Below are 17850 nucleotides of genomic sequence, written 5' to 3' on the forward strand. Positions count from 1 at the left end.
TTCTACTATATGATAAGCTTGTACGAATTATGTTTGCAACTTTTTATACTTTTAAGAAGCGACGAATTGACATTACACTTCCCCACATACCGATTAATGCACCGATTAACACTAATAAACCAGCTAATTGGAATACGAATGGGTTGTATGGTAGAAGCTCGAAAATTGTTCCGCCAAGTTTTTCATTGAACACACCTTGCAATGAATTATATATAACTAAAATTAAGCTAATTGGAATAATTGATCCTAATACTCCTAGGAATAATCCCTCTAACAAGAACGGCCAACGAATAAACCAGTTTGTTGCACCAACAAGTTTCATAATTTCAATCTCAGTACTACGAGCATAAATTGTAATTTTAATTGTGTTAGAGATTAAGAACATCGCTGTGAATAGAAGACCAGCAATTAACGCAATCCCGATGTTACGACCAGTTTTTACAGTATCAAATAATTTTTCAACTTGACCTTTACCGTATTGAACATTACTTACAAACTGCATTTTCTCAATCTTTTTCGCAATTGTTGCCGTATCTGTTGGTTCTTTCGCCTTTACAACAAATACATCTTTCAGTGGATTATCTTGCTCAAATAACTCGAACGTTTTTCCACTATCGCCTAAGCTTTTAATTAAACGTTTCAACTCTTCTTCTTTAGAAGAATATTTAATAGAATCTACTTTCGCAACTTTACTCATATCTTCTTCTAATTTCTTTTGATCAGCTTCTTTTGCTGCTGGATCAATATGCACACGAATTTCTACATCTTGCTCTACTTTCGTCGCAAAATGGTTCATATTCATAATCGCTGCCAAAAAGACACCTACAAGTAATAATGTAACTGTTACTGCACTTACAGAAGCAAATGTCATCCATCCGTTACGGGATAGATTTTTCACACCTTCTCGCAAATGTCGACTAAGGGTTTTAGCCTTCATATCCGTATCCTCCCTCAATCTCGTCTCGAACAATTTTTCCGCCTTCAATTGCAATTACACGATGACGAATTGTATTTACGATATCTGCGTTATGTGTCGCCATAACAATCGTTGTACCACGCTCATTAATACGTTTAAAAATATTCATAATATCAAGCGCTGTTTCAATATCTAAGTTACCTGTTGGCTCATCAGCAATTACAACCTTTGGTCTATTTACAATCGCTCTTGCAATCGCCACACGTTGTTGCTCTCCGCCTGAAAGTTCGCTTGGAAGTGCATCTGCACGATCATCTAGACCTACAAGACCTAACACTTCTGTAACACGTTCACGAATCGCATCTGGTTCTTCTTCAATTACTTCTAAAGCAAACGCAACATTCTCATATACCGTTAATTTAGGTAGCAATTTAAAATCTTGGAAAATTACGCCTAATTGACGACGGAAATATGGAACATCTCTTTCTGCTAATGTTTCAATTACAAGTCCATTTACATTAATTGATCCTGTAGATGGCTTCTCTTCACGATACATCATTTTAATAAATGTAGATTTTCCGGCTCCACTCGGTCCAACTACGTATACGAATTCACCTTGTTTAATGTTAACTGTGAGACCAGCAATGGCTTTCATACCATTTGGGTACTCCTTATAAACATTCGTCATTTTTATCATTATTTATCACCCAATACTTAATGATTTTTTTCGAAATACTTTTCTGTACATTTGAAAATAAAAGAACAACCTTTATTTCCGCTCGATCATTCTTGTTGAAGGTAGCTTCCATACATGCTTTTTATTAGCAACGCTACTCTATGTAATATATTTCATCAAAATTCTACAAACCCCATTGTAACATCAATCGGTTTCCAATTCGGATACAATTTTGTTACAGTTATGTTACATCCCAAGAAAAGGTAAACGAGCTCATGTAATTACTTAACTCGAAGCACTTTTCGGTCAAGTTATACAATCAGCTCGTTTATTAATTACGTTTCTTATTTATGCTCCGCTAACCATTCAGCTACTTTTTTCGCATCTTCACCTTGAATAATTCCTGGTGACATTGAACCGCGACCTTTTTCAATAATCTTTTCAATCTCTGCTGCGTCGTATTTCTGTCCTACTTTTCGTAAATCTGGTCCAGTTGCTCCTGATAAATCTTTAGCGTGACAACCTATACAACTTTTTTGAAAAATTTGTTCTGCGCTATCTGTGCTTGCAGATTGTTTTGATGGTTTACTCTCTTCTTTATTTCCACATGCTCCTAAAGCAAAAACGACTGATGTCCCCAGCGTAATAGCCAACAATTTCTTTTTCACTTCTATCGCTCCCCATTGTTGATATTCTTTTCATTCATAACTAGGCAATAGTTTTCATAACACATTCAATATTCATTATAAGCATTATCTTTATATAGAAAAACCAAGGTATATTTCATATTTTTTACAAATATAGTGAGAAGCCTAATAAAATAAGCTTTCATAAATTGTTTCAATTCTGTGAACACCTTAAAAAGTTCTATAAAGAGCCTTTTTCTCCAAACCAAAACTGAGAATCCCTATATAAAGCCCTACTCTATTACCGCTCTGTTTTACTATTCTCTACTTTTTACAAAACAATATACGGCATTGTATTCTACATATAATCTCATCAAAAAGAGAAGTTGTCGCCTCCAACTTCTCTTCCTCTTTATTTCATCAATATAAATAAGATAAACCTCTTTATATCCCCTTGGACCTCAACATGTGCCAACAATTCTGTTGGCTTTTTCTCTTATTAAATACGAGAACGTAAATACGCATCAATAAACGGATTAATTTCTCCATCCATAACTGCTTGTACGTTACCAACTTCTGTATTTGTACGATGGTCTTTCACAAGAGAATACGGGTGGAATACGTAAGAACGGATTTGGCTGCCCCATCCAATTTCTTTTTGCTCTCCGCGAATCTCATCTAATTGTGCTTGTTGTTCTTCTAATTTCTTTTGATATAATTTCGCTTTCAGCATTTTCATCGCATGTTCACGGTTTTTAATTTGAGAACGCTCTGACTGACATGTTACAACCGTGTTTGTTGGTATATGCGTTATACGAACTGCTGAATCTGTCGTATTAACGTGCTGTCCACCTGCACCACTTGCACGATACGTATCTATTTTCAAATCTTCTGTACGCACTTCAATTTCAACTTCATCATTGAATTCAGGTACAACTTCACAAGATACGAACGATGTATGACGACGACCTGAAGAATCGAACGGTGAAATACGTACAAGACGATGTACACCTTTCTCCGCTTTCAAATAACCATAAGCGTTATGACCTTTAATTAATAATGTAACACTCTTAATACCAGCTTCATCGCCCGGTAAGTAGTCAACCGTTTCTACTTTAAACCCACGTTTCTCAGCCCAGCGTGTGTACATACGTAATAACATAGAACCCCAGTCTTGTGACTCTGTTCCACCTGCACCTGGGTGTAATTCTAAAATAGCGTTATTTTTATCATAAGGATCGCTTAATAGTAACTGAAGCTCGTACTCATTCATTTCTTGAATTAAAGTTTTCACTTCAGATTCTAATTCCTCATGTAAATCTTCATCATACTCTTCTTTAAGTAGGTCATGCGTCATTTCTAAGTTTTCGAACGTCTCATCTAACTGACGGAACCTTCCAACCATATCTTTCAGCGCATTCGCTTCATTAATTACAGCTTGTGCGCCTTGTTGGTCATCCCAAAATCCAGCGCCCATCATCGTTTCTTCTAATTCTGCAATTTGTTTTTCCTTAGTAGGAAGGTCAAAGAGACCCCCTAAAAGCCGCTAATCTCTTAGCCATTTTTTCTAATTCTTGCCTAATTTCTACTAATTCCATTTCCTTCACCTCTATGTAATTGCTGTTACTTTCATATGAAAACAAGGGAAACTCTCTCCGCTTATTACGGAGAGAGTTTAATCCTTTTTATCCCGCTATTTGCAGGCAGTAAGACTCCCATCTCACAATTCGGCGAATGCGAAGAAGTTAGGTGAGAGTCGGACTGCCAGTAAAAGCCCGATTGGTGAGGGCTAATAATCAGTGGGAATGAAAAAACCCACTGATTAAAGTTTCACTTTATTATACATTTTTGATGTAAAAATTTGCAAAGCAGTCTAAACTACAGTTCCCTATTACTGCCCAATACCACAACAGTTTTTATATTTCTTGCCACTACCGCATTTACATAAATCGTTGCGTCCCATTTGGTCACCTTTTACAACCGGTTTTTTCTTCGCGTCTTCGCCATCGCTTGATGGATGAACAGCTTCACCTTGAACAACTTCTTGACGCTCTAAGTTTTGCTCAATTTCAGCTTTCATAATGTAACGAGAGATTTCCTCTTCAATAGAAGCGATCATCGACTCAAACATTGCGAATCCTTCCATTTGGTATTCACGAAGTGGATCGATTTGTCCGTAAGCACGTAAATGAATACCTTCACGAAGATGATCCATTGCATCGATATGATCTGTCCATTTCGTATCTACAACACGGAATACAACAACCTTTTCGAATTCACGCGTCTGCTCTTCAGGTAGAAGTTTCTCTCTTTCGTTATAACGCTCTAATAATTTCGCGATAATTGATTCGCTCATTTCTTCTGGAGCAAGGCGACGTAACTCTTCTTCTTTTACATCTCCTTCTTCAAGAAGGTTTGTATTTAAGTAATCGACAAGACCTTTAATGTTCCAATCTTCTTCGATTTCTTCTTGCGTATGAAGTGCAACAGCACGTTCTATCGTAGATTTCATCATACCTTCAATAATGCTGCGTAAGTTCTCTGAATCCATTACTTCTTGACGCTGTTTATAAATTACTTCACGTTGTTGACGAAGTACATCGTCGTATTGCAATAGCTGTTTACGTGCATCATAGTTATTTCCTTCTACACGTTTTTGCGCAGATTCTACCGCACGAGAAACCATTTTACTTTCGATTGGCTGTGAATCATCCATACCAAGACGATCCATCATCGCTTTCATATTGTCAGAACCGAAGCGGCGCATTAGTTCGTCTTCCATTGATAAGTAGAACTGTGTTACACCAGGGTCTCCTTGACGACCAGAACGACCACGTAACTGATTATCAATACGACGGCTTTCGTGACGCTCTGTACCGATAACTGCTAGACCAATGTTTTTAATATCCTCGCCTAACTTAATATCCGTACCACGACCAGCCATATTCGTCGCAATTGTTACAGAGCCTTTCATACCAGCTTCTGCAATGATATCTGCTTCACGCGCATGGTTTTTTGCGTTTAAGATATTATGACGCACACCTTTACGTGTTAACATTTTCGAAATAAGCTCTGACGTTTCAATTGCAACTGTACCAACAAGAATAGGTTGCCCTTGCTTATGACGATTTACAATATCCTCAACAACTGCATTGAATTTACCTTCCATTGATTTGAAGATTAAATCAGCACGGTCATCACGAATAATATCTTTATTCGTTGGAATTACGATAACATTCATATTGTAAATACTACGGAATTCTTCTTCTTCCGTTTTCGCTGTACCAGTCATACCAGATAACTTTTCGTACATACGGAAGTAGTTCTGGAACGTAATTGTTGCAAGCGTCATACTTTCATTTTGAATTTCTACGCCTTCTTTTGCTTCAATAGCTTGGTGTAAACCTTCGCTATAACGACGACCTTTCATAAGACGACCAGTGAATTGGTCTACGATTACGATTTCGCCTTCTTGTACAACATAATCTGTATCACGGTGCATAACAACGTGTGCACGAAGCCCCTGATTAATATGGTGAAGAAGCGCTACATGTTTTAAATCAAATAAGTTTTCAATATGGAAAGCTTTCTCTGCTTTCGTAATACCATCTTCAGTTAACATTACATTTTTCGTTTTCACATCAAATGAATACTCTTTTTCATTTTCTAATGTACGAACGAATGCATTTGCAAACATGTATAGCTCTGTTGATTTTTGAGCTTGTCCAGAAATAATAAGCGGCGTACGCGCCTCATCGACTAAAATAGAATCGACTTCATCGATGATAGCAAAATTAAGTGGACGCTGAACGCACTGCTCTCTATATAACACCATGTTGTCACGTAAGTAATCGAATCCAAGCTCGTTATTTGTGCTATACGTAATATCAGCAGCATAAGCAGCTTGCTTCTCTTCACGTGACATACTATTTAAGTTAATCCCTACAGTTAAGCCAAGGAACTCATGAAGTTGTCCCATTTCACTTGCATCACGTTGTGCTAAGTATTCATTGACTGTAACAACGTGAACACCTTTTCCTGTTAATGCGTTTAAATATACAGGTAAAGTAGATGTTAACGTTTTACCTTCACCTGTTTTCATCTCAGAGATATTTCCTTCATGTAAGGCGATACCACCCATTAGCTGTACGCCATATGGACGCATTCCAAGAACACGATTTGCTGCTTCACGAACAACCGCAAAAGCTTCAGGAAGTAGATCGTCTACTGTCTCACCTTTTGTTAGACGTTCTTTAAATTCAATCGTCTTTCCTTTTAATTGTTCATCAGTTAGTGGCTTAATAGATGATTCTAATGCATCAATTTGCTCCACTGTCTTCTGCATACGTTTAATTTGGCGCTGGTTGACATCAAATACCTTTTTTAAAATACCGATCATAGGAAATACGCTCCTCTTTTATTAAAATAAAACTTCCGATTGCTTTCTTTTTCTCTTTACAATCAGTCGTTATAAAAATCAAATTTATGTTATGCCAATTTTTCTCCTAATTAAAAAAACTAAAATGTATAAACCTAATGATAATTGTAACACTTGTCTTATAACTATGACAACAATCGTCCAAATGTCGAGCTTTAGATTCAGAAAAAGTTTTTATTTTATTTGTTCCAACAAACTAATATTTCTTCGTTTCAAACTTTACGTTACAAATTTCGTATTAAATCTAAGTAGTATTCTTTCAAGTTCTCTTTTAAAGAAGATGGCTCAATTATTTTTATAGTTTTACCAAAACTAGCTAGATACGCGATGATAAAGTTGATTTCAGCAGGCTCATAAGTTCCTATTAAATATGTATCTTCACATTCTTCCCATAACTTCATCGAAGGATATTGCTGTTGCTTAAATATCTCTATCCCCCTCGCAGTAATTGAGCATTTAAATTGAATAGCTTGTTCAGTTGCCTTCCACAGACTATGTGCGTTATGTATATTTATATTTTCCAAATCCAGACTATCCTGAGCAACTACTATTTCTAACGACCTAATACGATCACAGCGAAACACTCGATAAGCCAATTTATCTAAATCGTAAGCCTGGCAATACCAATAACCTTTCATTGCATAAATCGAAATCGGCTGAATACGGCGCATTGTCGTTTGTTTCGGCGTTACATAGTTTATAGTTAAAGCCCTATTTTGAACAGCAGCTAACAAAATCTCTTCTAAATAACTACATTCATGTGCTTGTTCCAAATGAAAAAAGGACACTCTTTTTTGCAAGTTTTCAATTTGCTCACACTGTTTTGACGAAACACTATCTAAAAATTTCTTATTAATGGAACGAAACGAGATTTGAAAGGGAATACTTACAAAGCTTCTTAGCGCTTGCATTGCAAAATAAAGTGCAAAAACTTCATGATTTGTAAATGAAATCGGTGGTAATGTCATCGTTTTTATTAAACGATACCCTCCATACCGACCATATTCTGCAAAAAGAGGTACACCCATTTCCTCTAATGATGCAATATCACGTAAAGCTGTCCTTTTTGAAATTTGAAATTCATCTATTAAATCTTTCAATGTGAATATTTGTTTTTGATTAATAAAACGTAGCATCTGATTTAAACGTTCAACTTTTTTCATAAACTCTCCCTATAGGTGCCACATATTGGCACCTTATATTTGTATAGTAATAAGTGTAAACATATATGAAGGAGGCAATACAATGAACTTTGAAGTAATCCCTTTTTTATCATTAAATGGGCAAGGTGCTAAAGCAATTGCATTTTACGAACAGTATTTAGGCGCAACAGTTTTATTTAAAAAGAATTATAAAGAAATGAAAGAAATAGATCCAAATTTCACATATAAAGAAAGCCAGGAACATTATATTACCCATTCCGTTTTACAAATTGGCACAAATAAAATCATGATTGCAGAACAGGCAGTGGATTCCACACGCCCTTGGCAATTAAGTAATAGCTCATCATTATGCATTCAATCTAAAGATTTCAAAACCATTGAAGCACTCTATCACAATCTAATTCAACATGATGAGGTTTATATTTTAACACCTTTTGAAAAAAACTCCTTCAGCCCGGGTTATGCCATTGTGCGAGATCCTTTTGGAATAGTAATACAATTAACCGTGACAAAACATGACTTCTAAATTTCATTACGAATAGGCCATTTAAATTTATATCAATATTACAAGATAGGAAGGCAAAAACATATAAAAAAAGCGCAGCCATTTCGGCTACGCTTTTGAATGATTATTTTGTTTCGATTAAACCATATTTCCCGTCTTTACGGCCATATACAACATTAGTTTCATTTGTATCCGCATTTGTGAAGACGAAGAAATTATGTCCTAGCATATCCATTTGTAAGATCGCTTCTTCAACGTCCATCGGTTTTAAATCGAATCGTTTTGTACGTACAAGTTCTAATTCATCCTCTTCTACCTCATCCATAACAGCTACTGCTTCTGCTTCTGGAAGGATAAAATTAGTTTTAACAGAACCCTTTTCACGTAGTTTACGGTTTACTTTTGTTTTATGTTTACGAATTTGTCGCTCAATTTTATCAACTACTAAATCAATCGCAGCGTACATATCGCTATTTGTTTCTTCTGCACGAAGTAATAAATCTGTAAATGGAATTGTTACCTCGATACGTTGCTTGTCAGAGTATACTTTTAAATTAACCTTAATCTCTGGGAATGTATCAAAATAACGCTCTAATTTACTTAGTTTTTTCTCTACATATTCCTTTAATGCTGGAGTTACTTCAATATTTTCACCACGAATGTTGAACTTCATAGATGAATTCCTCCTTTCAAGCCTATGTACTATAATTTCGACATTGGCTTAAAAACTCCTTCTAATTTTTTTAAAAAAATTAGTGGAATTGCGATTTTTTTATCGGTTTTTGTTGAAATGAAAAGATGCATCGTTTCTATCTTTATTTTATCCTATTAACATCGTGAATAACGAATGTAACTGTGGACAATTCGTTACAGAAAAGAAACAACTTTTTGACAACTTCCCCACAACAAAAAAGCCCTTGTTACGAGCAAGAGCTTTCACCATCTATATAATGCCGCTAAAAATACAGCTCTATCTTTTCCAAAAACTTAATTTTTACAGTTTCACAACATTAGCCGCTTGTGGTCCTCGTGCTCCATCAACAATATCAAACTCCACTTGTTGACCTTCTTCTAACGACTTATACCCATCTTGTTGAATAGCAGAAAAATGAACAAACACATCGTCACCATCTTCACGCTCAATAAACCCAAATCCCTTTTCTGCATTGAACCATTTTACTCGTCCTTGCATGTTCATTCCATTCCCTTCACTCTTAAAATCAGGGCATTCGCCCCATATTTTGACTATAACGAATGACAAGACTGTAAGTCAAAGAAGATCTGTCGTCTTTTTATTATTCCTTTCGACATTTACATATTAACCTCTACAAAGCGTCAAACAAGAAACATCTCTCGCTCCTCGATCATACAAAAGGCTTCCAATTTGCCTAACAGTAATTCCTGTCGTATACACATCATCCACGATTAAAACATGTTGCTCATGAAACATCTCTTCTCCCTGAAAATAAAAAGGATTAACTCCCGATATCCTTTCTTTACGCTTCTTCTTACTTTGTTTTTCTGTTTCAATTCTTCTTAATGATGTACAAAACATTTTGATAGGCAAACAAGAAGCTAGTAACTCAGCTTGATTAAAACCACGCTCGTATTCTCTCTCTTCACTAAGTGGGACCGGAATAACAGCTGAAACATTCGCAAAATATTTTTGAAAAAGACTTCGAAAAGGCTGATGAAAAATATGCACTAATTCAGCATCTCCTCGAAATTTAAACTGTGCTAATATTTCTTTCATCCCTTCATCATACACATACAACGAACGATTTATGAGAGACGGAAACCTCTGCTCTTTCGTCCACCTTATGCAATCCGTGCAAATATCCCCGTTTTTATATTCAGCTGGTACAAGTTCTAAAGGCCGACCACACTCCTTGCACATTTCCCCTATAATATAGGAAAGTTTTCGCTCACATCTATCGCATATACACTTCTTATGAAGCTTAACAAAAAAAGTATACCAACTAATCGCGTATGAAATATACTCATCACAAAGTAGACAATGCATCAATCTATCAATCCTTGTTCTTTAGCATTTTTATTCATACTTTGAATATGTTTTTTCGCACGCACCATAGCCTCTGTCTTTCCATAATGAAAATAAACGACCTCTCCATTTGGTTCCTCAAAGCTTCTACCTGCTCGTCCTGCAATTTGAACGAGAGCACTTTCTGAAAATATTTCTTCTTCCGCTCCTAAAACTGCTACTTGTAAATTCTTCACAGTCACCCCTCGTTCCAAAATCGTTGTTGTAATTAATAAAGGGATTTCTCCCTTTCTGAAAGCTACTACCTTCTCTTTTCTCACCGGATCTTCTGCATGCACACCGTCAATTTGATTGTTTAATGATTTTAATAACTGGCTAATTTCTTCTACATATCGCACATGAGGAACAAATAGAAAAATGGGGTATCGTTTAGATAAGTACATATTTAACCATTGTAATAAAGCACGAGGAATTTTTTTACGCATAAGACCCTTTTTCCAATTTCCGCACCACCGAAATATCGGGACTGGCAATGGATGACGATGATAACGTCCTGAAATAATAACCCCTTTTTGCTTACCATTCCGTAATTTACGCTTCCACTTTTCATCTGGAGTTGCAGTTAAATAAATACGTGTTGCCTCCTCTTTCATCGCTCCGTTCACTGCATACTGCAACATCTTATCCGCATGATATGGAAAAGCATCTATCTCATCTACAATCATGACATGGAACGCCCTATAATAACGCAGCAATTGATGTGTAGTTGCAACGATTAACGCCACATCTTTTTCTCGATCTAAACTCCCTCCGTATAAAGCAGCTACATTTATATTTGGAAACACTTCTTGTAATCTTGGTGCTAATTCAAGTACAACGTCCGTTCTCGGCGTTGCACTACAAACTCTCTCTCCCTTTTGTAGTGCCTCTGCAATTCCACGAACAAGTACAGCACATTCACTTACCCTGCCCATTGTTATACATTTCCGGCAATACGTACATACTTTACTGCACCTTTTACATAGAAATGACGCAAATAATCGCTTCTCTATATTTCCGCAACGCTGGCACATATATTTTGAAGACTTCTTAATTACCCCTTGTACACAAACGACTTCTCGAGTCCTTTTCAAATGATTTAATTCACCCTGCAAATCTGAAGAAAGTTCTTCTAACAGTAACTGTCTACCAGCTAACATCATCAACCACCTCCAGCACTACTATAAATCCTTCTCTTTATCTCGTAAAAACTCAAAAAAGCCGATAACCTACTTATAAAATAGTAAGCTATCGACTTTATACACGTTTTTTATTCAATTATAAATCCTAGAATCTACCGTAGCCTAAGAAATGTTTTTGGTTGTAGCTACTGCTTAAGCTAGAGTAAGCAATCCCTTTATCACCAGCATGAATCATTTGGTCGTTACCAACGTAAATACCGATGTGAGATGGACCTGGTTTATAAGTACCTTGGAAGAATACTAAATCTCCAGGTTGTGGGCTACTTACTTTAGAAACTGAGTTCCAGTAACCTGCAACGTCTTGACGACCTACACCAAATACGTAAGAAATGAATCCACTACAGTCAAAACCACCGTTTGATGGAGATGCACTTCCCCAAACATATGGTAAACCTAAGTATTGTTGTGCTTTACCAATTACGCCACCCGCATTTGAAGCTGGTGCTGGTGCTGGTGCTGGTGCTGGCTTCTCTTTTTTAGGTGCTTCTTTTTTAGGCTCTTCTTTTTGAGCTTGTCCAGCATTGTTTGCCGGAGCAGCTTGCTGTGCAGGCGCTTGCGCTGGTGCAGCTTGTTGAGCTTGTGCTTCTTTAGCAGCTTGTTCTGCTTGTTTTTGAGCAGCAGCTTCTTGTGCAGCTTTTTCTTGTGCTTCCTGTTCAGCAATACGTTGTAATTGTAGTGCTTGTTTCTCAAGATCTTTCAATTGACTTTCCGTGCTTGTCATTGTAGTTACAACTGTATCCATTTTACCGCTTAAATCGTTTACTGCAGTTTCTTTTTTCGCTTTTTCAGCGTCAAGTTCTTTCTTAGCAGTTTCAATTTGAGCTTGTGCTTCTTTTAATTCTTTTTGTTTTTCTTTTACTGTCTCAACATCTTTTTTCACGTTCGTTTGATCTTCTTGTTGAGTTTTCATGATATCTTCGTCAGACTCAAGAATTTTAGACACAGAATTTAAACGATCAACTAAATCTGCAATATTTTTAGAGTTTACAAGAACTTCTGTTACAACGTTCGTGTTCGGTTGTTCTTGTAGTGCAACTAAACGTTTTCTTAATAACTCTTCACGTTTTGCAATCTTTGTTTGTAGTTCTGCAATATCTTTATTTTTAGTTTCAATTAATTGCTCTGTATCAGAAACTTTTTTTGTTGTTTCATCAAGTTTTGAAGCGTTCTCTTGAACAGACTTATCCAAACCTTGGATTGTTTTGTTTAAGTCATTCATTTGCTTTTGTAATTCATCACGTTCTTGTTGTTGTTTATGTAAAGTATCATTTTGTGTGTTAATTTGTGATTTCACGTCAGAAATTTTATCTTCAGCAAATACATTTGGTGTTAGTCCTGAAAACATTAACCCTGCAACTAGTGCGCAAGATGCCATTTTTAGCTTTTTCATTTTATTTTTTACACCGCTTTCTTTTTCTTTTTCCGTATATAACCTATTAAAATTTATACCATAATTCGGGAGTTTTTTTGCTAATGTTACGGTTTTGTAAAATAAATGTAATATTACATTTATCTCTATAGCAAAGTATATCTAAATTTGTATATATATGTAGAATTTTAAGAGCCTTACGCCGTTTTTTATAGAATTGAAAAAAACGTAAGGGAATCCCTTACGTTTTGAAAATACTCCAATATGAATGAGATAGAAACGTTACTTCATCCATTTTTCAGCCCAATTTTGGACCTCATCCATAACACTTTCCAACGCTTTCCCTTTATCAGTTACACCGTACTCGATTCTAACTGGTACTTCTGGATAAACATTACGAACTACAATACCTTCACCTTCTAATTCCTTTAAACGTTCTGACAACATACGATCGCTCATATTCGGTATAATATCTGCGATTTCTCTGAAACGTTTCGGCTCTTCGAGCAAAGATTTAATAATTAAGCCAGTCCATTTCTTACTAAGCATTGTAAAAGCTGACTCAAACTTTGGACATAAACAAGAATTATGCTCCATATGTTTCACCTCTCTTCTATTATAAAATAGTTTCTTGTAAAAAGTAAGTAATAAAACTTTCCTCATTATTTAATTTTACGTACATTTTACCATTTCCAAATATTAACTTGTCAAATTTCCGTAAAACATCCGTAAAAAAACCCTCTTCAAGTAAGAGAGCTTTTATATCTTTATCACTTCGTATACCAGCCTAAACCAAGCGCACCTTCACCTAAATGCGTCCCAATTACAGCTCCGAAATAACTCGTGCGAATTGTAACATGAGGGTATATCTCTTCTAATTCTTGTTTCCATTCATTAGCTTCCTCTTCACGATTCGCATGAATAATAACAGCTTCCATAGGCACACCTTTATTTGCCTGCTCATCAAAGATTTCAACGATACGCTTTAACGCTTTTTTACGCGTACGAATTTTTTCGAATGGAATAATTACTTTATCTCTAAAGTATAATACTGGTTTTACTTGTAACAAACTACCGATGAAAGCTTGCGCGCTATTTAATCTTCCACCACGTTGTAAATGATGTAAGTCATCCACTACAAAATAAGCATCCATCGTTTGCTTCATTTCATCAAAGCGAGCGATAATCTCTTCTGGTGCCTTCCCTTCACTTGCTAATTTCGCACCTTCACGTACGAAAAATCCTTGTACTTCACAACTGATTTCAGAGTCATACGTATATACATCAATACCATCTACCATCTGGCCAGCTGTCGTTGCTGTTTGATATGTACCACTAATTCCACTTGAAAGATGAATACTAATAACTGCATCATATTCTTTAGATAATTCCTCATATAACTCTAAAAACTTTCCAATCGCCGGCTGCGAAGTTTTCGGAAGTTCTTCCTGCTCACGTACTTTTACATAAAAATCATTTGCTGAAATTTCAGCTTCTTCTTGATAAGATTCCGTTCCAAACACAACGTTTAATGAAATCATATATATATTTAGTTCGTCACGAATATGCTTCGGTATATATGCTGTACTATCAGTAACAATAGCTGTTTTCATTTTCGTACCTGCCTTATAAAAAATTTTTATCCCCTAATTTTACACGAAAACTAGAAAAGGTGCATCCATACATAAAAATGCCGATTAGAAACTACAATCACCCGCTCGACAAATTACAACAAAAAGATAAAATACTCATCAAAAATTTCAACATATTTATAAAAAATGTTTGAATATAAAAACGACCGCTTTTAAAATGTAAAGTACTAGTCATTTTGAAAGATAGGGGCGTATATCATTGTTATTACAATATTTAACAATTAAAGGCTACGGCGAGCACGAAATTGTCATTCAAAAATCAAGATTCATTTGCTATGTGAGTCGCGCCACAACTGAAGAGGAAGCTCAAGCATTTATACAAAAAATAAAAAAACAGCATTGGAATGCAACACATAATTGCTCCGCATATTTAATCGGTGAACAAGATCAAATTCAAAAAGCAAACGATGACGGTGAACCAAGCGGCACAGCTGGTGTACCTATGTTAGAGGTATTAAAAAAACGAGGTCTAAAAGATACTGTCGTTGTCGTTACGCGCTATTTTGGCGGCATTAAACTTGGTGCTGGCGGATTAATTCGTGCATATGGAAAATGTACAAGTGAAGGTCTTAACCATGTAGGCGTTGTCCAGCGAAAACTAATGCGCGTTATGCAAACAGAAATTGATTACACTTTACTTGGCAAGCTAGAAAATGAATTACGTAATTCAGAATATGTCATTAAAGATATACATTATCTAGAAAATGTCACATTTGATACATATGTGGAAGAGGACAAAAAACAACCATTCACAAATTGGATGATTGAATTAACAAACGGGAAATGTACAATTAAAGAAGAAGATATGTTGTACTTAGAACAAGATGTTAACTAAGAATAGCTAACGTATCGTCTTTAAAGATTAATGTAGTGAATTAATTCCCTACAAATGAACTAAGGAGATTATATATGGAAGAACGTTATTATCATCTCCAAAATAGCAGAATAAAAAAGAAACGTAGAAGAAAATTTTTCTTCTTTCTTATTTTCGCATTTTTATTTGGTAGCGTAGGACTTTATATGTTAAATTCCTACTCTTCTCTCATGGGGATGTACAGTGGATTTAACCGTGAAAAATCTAAATTACGAGCAGAAGATGTGGAAATCACAAAAAAACCTTTCACAATACTAATTATGGGTATTGAAGATTACGCAACAGATGGTCAAAACGGTCGAACAGATTCACTCATGTTGGCGACAGTTAATCCAAACTCAAAAAAGATTTCACTTATGAGTATCCCGCGCGATTCTCGTGTTAAGATTGTTGGCAAAAATAAAGAAGACAAAATTAACGCTGCCCATGCTTATGGTGGAGAAAAAATGGCAATTGACACCGTCGAAGGATTTTTAAAAGTTCCTGTTGATCATTATATTAAAATTGATTTCCAAGGTTTTAAAGGTATCGTTGATGCTGTTGGAGGTATTACAGTTGATGTTCCTTTTGATTTCGAGGAGCGCTCCGATATAGATTATTACAAATTAATTCCATTTAAACAAGGTAAACAAGACTTAAACGGTGAAGAAGCACTCGCTTACGTCCGCATGCGAAAGCAAGATCCTAACGGTGACTATGGCCGAGCAGCGAGACAAAGGCAAGTACTGGCTGCAGTTGCCCAAAAGCTAAATTCTGCTTCAACCGTATTTAAAATTAAAGATTTAACAGCGGTAGTTGGAAAATATATAAAAACCGATATTCCTATTTCAGATGGACTTGCTCTTTACAACAAAATCTCTGGATTCGATCCTTCTACAATACAAACGTTAAAACTTGAAGGAGAAGATAAAAAAGTAGGTGGTATTTATTATTTCCTTCCAGACCCGATCAGTGTAGAGACAACTCGTAACGAGATATTAAAAGAACTAGGGGAAAAAGAACAGGCCCCAACAGAAACTACCAAAAACGAGAGTACAACTACAAATTCTGATTCTAAATCCAGTACAAAGCCAAAGAAGGAACCGAGTGAGGACAAAACACCACCACCTCCTCCCCCTTCTACAAATGCTCATGCAGAGTGGATTATGAGGAATCATGAATAAAAAAAGAGCCAAATCGTATATGATTTGGCTCTTTTTATTTCCCGCAATTGTTGCGGGCTAATAATAAACGGAAGATGAAAACCACATTTATTACAGTTTCACTCTACTTGTTGAAATGTTGTAAAATCGCTTCTACAATACGCTCTGATGCAAGGCCATCGCCGTAAGGATTAGATGCTTTCGTCATCTTATCATGAGCTTCTTTATCTGATAACAACTCATCAGCAAGACCAAAGATTGTCTCTTCATCTGTTCCTGCTAATTTCAGCGTACCTGCTTCGATACCTTCTGGGCGTTCCGTCGTATCACGAAGGACAAGAACTGGTACACCTAGTGATGGTGCTTCCTCTTGTACACCACCAGAATCAGTTAGCATTAAGTATGAACGAGCTGCAACGTTATGGAAATCAATTACATCTAGCGGTTCAATTAAATGAATGCGGCTATGCTCGCCTAAAATATCATTCGCTATTTCGCGAACAACAGGATTCATATGAACAGGATACACAACTTGTATATCTTCGTGCTTATCAACAAGACGCTTAATTGCACGGAACATATTACGCATTGGCTCCCCTAAGTTTTCACGACGATGTGCTGTCATAAGTACAAGACGATCATTTCCAAGTTTCTCTAACACCGAATGGCTATAAGTTTCTTTTACAGTTGTCTTCAGTGCATCGATTGCTGTATTTCCTGTTACGAAAATACGTGACCCGTCTTTATTTTCTTTTTGTAAGTTCGTTGCTGATTTTGTTGTAGGTGAGAAATGAAGATCCGCCATTACACCTGTTAGTTGGCGATTCATCTCTTCTGGATATGGAGAATACTTATCCCATGTACGAAGTCCTGCTTCAACATGTCCTACTGGAATTTGATTATAGAAAGCAGCTAAGCTTGCAATAAATGTCGTCGTTGTATCACCATGCACAAGTACGATATCAGGCTTCGCTTCTTTCATTACTTTATCTAAACCTTCTAAACCACGTGTTGTAATATCAATTAACGTTTGACGATCTTTCATGATATTCAAATCGAAATCTGGCGTAATTCCAAAGATATTTAATACTTGATCTAACATTTGACGGTGTTGTGCCGTTACAGTCACAATTGATTCAATCTTTTCTGGGTGCTTTTGCAACTCTAATACAAGAGGTGCCATTTTAATTGCTTCTGGTCGTGTCCCGAAAATTGTCATTACTTTTAAACGTTCAGTCATTTCATT

General features: G+C 36.1%; 17 protein-coding genes. 3 read left to right on the forward strand and 14 right to left on the reverse strand.

Going from position 1 to position 17850, the window contains the following annotated elements:
* Positions 1–43: 43 nt before the first annotated feature.
* The 6 genes from ftsX to QUF93_RS27090 all read right to left on the reverse strand — a co-directional run bounded on the left by ftsX (position 44) and on the right by QUF93_RS27090 (position 7819).
* On the reverse strand, positions 44–937 hold the full coding sequence (ftsX, locus tag QUF93_RS27065; protein ID WP_002124017.1) for a permease-like cell division protein FtsX: 894 nt from the start codon (positions 935–937) through the stop codon (positions 44–46).
* A complete protein-coding gene (ftsE, locus tag QUF93_RS27070; RefSeq protein WP_033712425.1) occupies positions 927–1613 on the reverse strand; it encodes a cell division ATP-binding protein FtsE in 687 nt (228 codons plus the stop codon). The genes ftsX and ftsE overlap by 11 nt, the downstream gene beginning before the upstream one ends.
* A gap of 323 nt (positions 1614–1936) precedes the next feature.
* On the reverse strand, positions 1937–2260 hold the full coding sequence (gene cccB / locus QUF93_RS27075; RefSeq protein WP_002124013.1) for a cytochrome c551: 324 nt from the start codon (positions 2258–2260) through the stop codon (positions 1937–1939).
* Positions 2261–2717: 457 nt separating this feature from the next.
* Positions 2718–3816 (reverse strand): peptide chain release factor 2 gene (prfB, locus tag QUF93_RS27080; RefSeq protein WP_106408074.1). Its coding sequence is split into 2 segments (ribosomal slippage): positions 2718–3743 and positions 3745–3816, totalling 1098 coding nucleotides; the frame shifts between segments, so codons are not numbered across the junction.
* 293 nt (positions 3817–4109) lie between these two features.
* The gene (gene secA / locus QUF93_RS27085; protein WP_289360757.1) at positions 4110–6617 is read right to left on the reverse strand and encodes a preprotein translocase subunit SecA; all 2508 of its coding nucleotides are present in this window, start codon (positions 6615–6617) and stop codon (positions 4110–4112) included.
* Between the two features lie 263 nt (positions 6618–6880).
* Entirely contained in the window at positions 6881–7819 is a 939-nt protein-coding gene (locus QUF93_RS27090; RefSeq protein ID WP_289360758.1) for a helix-turn-helix transcriptional regulator, read from the reverse strand.
* An 82-nt stretch (positions 7820–7901) separates the two neighbouring features.
* Here QUF93_RS27090 and QUF93_RS27095 point away from each other — a divergent pair, with 82 nt between their 5' ends.
* Positions 7902–8345: a VOC family protein gene (locus tag QUF93_RS27095; RefSeq protein WP_289360759.1), complete on the forward strand. Its 444-nt coding sequence runs from the start codon at positions 7902–7904 to the stop codon at positions 8343–8345.
* 103 nt (positions 8346–8448) lie between these two features.
* On the opposite strand, the gene hpf is transcribed toward QUF93_RS27095, so the two are convergent.
* The 7 genes from hpf to QUF93_RS27130 form a co-directional block, all read right to left on the reverse strand.
* Positions 8449–8997 carry a ribosome hibernation-promoting factor, HPF/YfiA family gene (hpf, locus tag QUF93_RS27100; RefSeq protein ID WP_002123998.1) on the reverse strand — a complete coding sequence of 183 codons (549 nt, stop codon included), beginning with the start codon at positions 8995–8997 and terminating at the stop codon, positions 8449–8451.
* 321 nt (positions 8998–9318) lie between these two features.
* Positions 9319–9516, reverse strand: a complete 198-nt coding sequence (cspC, locus tag QUF93_RS27105; RefSeq protein ID WP_001990088.1) for a cold shock protein CspC — start codon at positions 9514–9516, stop codon at positions 9319–9321.
* A 126-nt stretch (positions 9517–9642) separates the two neighbouring features.
* Entirely contained in the window at positions 9643–10347 is a 705-nt protein-coding gene (locus tag QUF93_RS27110; RefSeq protein ID WP_002123997.1) for a ComFC family protein, read from the reverse strand.
* Complete coding sequence (locus tag QUF93_RS27115; RefSeq protein ID WP_289375877.1) at positions 10347–11525, reverse strand: ATP-dependent helicase ComFA; 1179 nt, start codon at positions 11523–11525, stop codon at positions 10347–10349. The genes QUF93_RS27110 and QUF93_RS27115 overlap by 1 nt, the downstream gene beginning before the upstream one ends.
* A gap of 127 nt (positions 11526–11652) precedes the next feature.
* Entirely contained in the window at positions 11653–12957 is a 1305-nt protein-coding gene (locus tag QUF93_RS27120; RefSeq protein WP_289375878.1) for a C40 family peptidase, read from the reverse strand.
* 261 nt (positions 12958–13218) lie between these two features.
* Positions 13219–13533, reverse strand: a complete 315-nt coding sequence (locus QUF93_RS27125; RefSeq protein ID WP_002089608.1) for a winged helix-turn-helix transcriptional regulator — start codon at positions 13531–13533, stop codon at positions 13219–13221.
* Between the two features lie 173 nt (positions 13534–13706).
* Entirely contained in the window at positions 13707–14549 is an 843-nt protein-coding gene (locus QUF93_RS27130) for a fatty acid kinase binding subunit FakB (RefSeq protein WP_002123993.1), read from the reverse strand.
* Positions 14550–14787: 238 nt separating this feature from the next.
* Here QUF93_RS27130 and QUF93_RS27135 point away from each other — a divergent pair, with 238 nt between their 5' ends.
* Together QUF93_RS27135 and QUF93_RS27140 are read left to right on the forward strand one after the other, a co-directional pair.
* Positions 14788–15423, forward strand: coding sequence for a YigZ family protein (locus tag QUF93_RS27135; protein ID WP_002123991.1), 636 nt, complete (start codon positions 14788–14790; stop codon positions 15421–15423).
* Positions 15424–15497: 74 nt separating this feature from the next.
* Entirely contained in the window at positions 15498–16625 is a 1128-nt protein-coding gene (locus QUF93_RS27140; protein WP_289360762.1) for an LCP family protein, read from the forward strand.
* A gap of 103 nt (positions 16626–16728) precedes the next feature.
* Here QUF93_RS27140 and wecB read toward each other — a convergent pair whose 3' ends face one another.
* Positions 16729–17844, reverse strand: coding sequence for a non-hydrolyzing UDP-N-acetylglucosamine 2-epimerase (gene wecB / locus QUF93_RS27145; protein ID WP_289360763.1), 1116 nt, complete (start codon positions 17842–17844; stop codon positions 16729–16731).
* Between the last annotated feature and the right edge of the window lie 6 nt (positions 17845–17850).

It is taken from the genome of Bacillus hominis (assembly GCF_030348325.1).
Classification (GTDB): Bacteria; Bacillota; Bacilli; order Bacillales; family Bacillaceae_G; genus Bacillus_A; species Bacillus_A hominis.